Origin of the sequence: Acidiplasma cupricumulans (assembly GCF_001402935.1) — an archaeon.
In the GTDB taxonomy this organism is placed as follows: Archaea; Thermoplasmatota; Thermoplasmata; order Thermoplasmatales; family Thermoplasmataceae; genus Acidiplasma; species Acidiplasma aeolicum.
In genome coordinates this window covers 1-2,844 of the sequence record NZ_LKBH01000113.1, presented here as the reverse complement: position 1 = coordinate 2,844, position 2,844 = coordinate 1, and the positions used below count along the sequence as shown (strand labels likewise).

2 protein-coding genes and 1 tRNA gene are annotated in these 2,844 nt (G+C 36.2%); 2 read left to right on the top strand and 1 reads right to left on the bottom strand.

What is annotated here, in order from left to right:
• The first annotated feature begins 98 nt into the window (after nt 1-98).
• Nucleotides 99-1,181: a site-2 protease family protein gene (locus AOG55_RS03435; RefSeq protein WP_048100848.1), complete on the top strand. Its 1,083-nt coding sequence runs from the start codon at nt 99-101 to the stop codon at nt 1,179-1,181.
• A 41-nt stretch (nt 1,182-1,222) separates the two neighbouring features.
• Nucleotides 1,223-1,295, top strand: a tRNA-Val gene (locus AOG55_RS03430).
• Nucleotides 1,296-1,334: 39 nt separating this feature from the next.
• On the opposite strand, the gene AOG55_RS03425 is transcribed toward AOG55_RS03430, so the two are convergent.
• Complete coding sequence (locus tag AOG55_RS03425; RefSeq protein WP_156150263.1) at nt 1,335-2,774, bottom strand: MFS transporter; 1,440 nt, start codon at nt 2,772-2,774, stop codon at nt 1,335-1,337.
• Between the last annotated feature and the right edge of the window lie 70 nt (nt 2,775-2,844).

Below are 2,844 nucleotides of genomic sequence, written 5' to 3'. Positions count from 1 at the left end.
TGTGAAAAATTATATAAAATCATTTTTTAAAAAAATTCATATAATGATTAAAAATAATCTATTGTATTGAATTTGTAATATTTGATTGCTGGTGAATTATGTTTCCGACTATGAAGGTTCAAAATGAAAGGTTGCAGGGCGTTGTTGCAACTGTTAAAGAGCACATAAACTATTATGAGGCTGTGGTAAATCCTGTCAGTATAAAATTTTATTTCTTTGACAGCGACAATCCTGATTTTGACCGGCAATTTGATGAATTAAGAAAAAAAATAGTTCCTGAGGGTTTTATACCGTTTGTTGTTAAGGATGCGGAGCATTATGTTGAAGTTTCCATAAGACCGGATGAAAAATATAAAAGCAATAATGTAAATGTAATACTGCTCATATTAACACTGGCCTCAACCATTTATGTTGGTTCTATATATGCCAGAAGCTTTGTAAGGCCCGGGACATATGCTGAACTATACAGTCTATGGTATGGATTTATCTTTTTTTCACTTCCATTAATGCTGATACTGGGCATACACGAAACAGCACATTATGTTGTGGCACGCAGATATAAGGTTAACGCATCATTACCGTTTTTTATTCCATTTCCATATGAGATAGGAACTTTTGGTGCATTTGTATCATTAAGGGACCCGATGCCAAACCGAAAGGCCATGGCAGAGATAGGAGCTGCCGGTCCAATAGCAGGGTTTCTTGTTGCGTTACCCCTGCTCTTCCTTGCACAGTATCTTGAGAAAATATACAGGCCAGTTGGCCATTACATACCGTTCATATTAAATTATCCGTTAATATACAGGCTTTTCGGCATTGTTGAACCCATAAATAAACCTTTATTCCCAATGGTTTTTGCAGTTTGGGTTGGCATGTTTGCGACAGCCCTAAATCTTATACCGACAGGCCAGCTTGATGGTGGCCATATAGCAAGAGGGATTCTTGGTAAAAAAGCGTATATTGTTAGCTACCTTTTTCTTGGATTTTTATTTTATCTGACCATAGCCTATGACTATCTTGGCTGGCTTTTCCTTGCATTATTTGTAATCTTTATGGGCCTTGTGCATCCACCTGCATTAAATGATTATGAAAAAATCAGGCCTCTGGATATTGCAATAGGTATATTTTCACTTGTAATGTTTATACTCACATTTACAGCACTGCCAATAAAACCACCATAATAGTATAATTTTTAAATAATGGAAAGGTATAATGGTTTTATGGGCTTGTAGTCCAGTGGCTATGACGTCTCCCTCACACGGAGAAGATCGCCGGTTCGAATCCGGCCAGGCCCATATTTTTCTAATTTATTTTCCAGATATTTATTTAATGGATTAATTTGTATTTTTGACCTTTTTAATAAACGCTGTAAAAATGAATCCAAATATCACAAAAACAACGCCTATTAAATATATATAGTTATATGCTGTTGCATCAGGGAATCCATGTTTTATGGCAACCAAAATACCGTTTACATCGACTTCGCCAACAACCACGGGTACTGTATACATTGTTTCAAGAACGCCGCCAACGGCAGGTGCTATTGACATACCTATATCCCTGAATACTGTATTTATTCCTGTGGCCTCACCGGCATGCTCCCTTGGGGTTGATATTAATAATACATTAATTATGCCAACAAGCATCATGGATATGCCTGCACCCACGAACATTGTGTCCAGCAGAATTTCAAGCAGTGATGATCTGTAAAGGTATAAAAGTATAAAACCTATTAAATCAACAGTCAAACCTATAAATATGGCAAGTTTTGGTCCTTTTCTGCGTATTACCCTGGCCGCAACAGGTGCAAAGAGCATATTCATTACAGTTGCAGGAAACATGATCAAACCAGAATCTATAATAGATTTGCCAAATCCTGCTGGTGCTGGGTCCTGAAGAAGTGTTGGAACAGTGAAGAAAAGAAAATACATTGCTGCCATGGCAAACAATCCAATGATATTTGCCATTAGAACGTTCCTGACCTTTAAGAGCTTCATATTTATAAAAGCATATTTATAATTTGATTCAAAGTATACAAAGACGAAGAACATTATAAATGAAAAGACAAATAGGGAAATAATTAGGGTGGATGTCCACCCATATGTTTGCCCCTCTGATAGTGCAAATATGAATGTTATTAATGGTATGGCAAGCAGGGAAACACCTATGTAATCAATCCTCTCCCTGTGTGGCTTTGAATAATCCTTTAAATAAATATATGTTAATATTAAAAGTACTGCAGTAACAGGAATGGCTGTATGGAAATCATACTGCCAGCCCAGGTCTTCAGTTATATATGCACCAAGAACCAAACCTATTCCTGAACCTATTGCAAAGGTTGCACTCATTATCCCCTGTGCAAGTGCGAGTTCTTTTTTTGGAACGACGTCATTGATTATTGCAAAGGCTATTGGTATCATACCAAAACCCAGACCCTGAACAGCCCTTACTGCAATTAATTCATCCAGTGTTCTGGAAAATCCACCAAAAGACACTGCTATGAGATAGACAATGCCGAGTGCAAGAAAAACCCGTTTTTTGCCTATCATATCTGCCACCCTGCCAAAAATTGCGGCAGATACCGTACCTGAAATAATATATGCAATTAGTATCCATGAAACATTATTATATGTTGAGTGAAAGAATTTTATGAATATTGGTATGGCCGGGACTATCATCGTCTCTACGTATATTATTAATAATCCGGAAAATGCCATTAATGCTATTGTTATATTTATATCTCTTTTTGATGGAGTCTTAATGTTATAGGTCATTGTACCCATATTAAAACTTTATTAATAAATATTTCTTATACAGAACATTAACAAAAATACAAATAAATTT

What these genes read in the sequence shown, in the direction of transcription:
- AOG55_RS03435 (WP_048100848.1), top strand. Translation starts at nt 99, where the DNA reads ATGTTTCCGACTATGAAGGTTCAAAATGAAAGGTTGCAGGGCGTTGTT.
- AOG55_RS03425 (WP_156150263.1), bottom strand. Translation starts at nt 2,774, where the DNA reads ATGACCTATAACATTAAGACTCCATCAAAAAGAGATATAAATATAACA.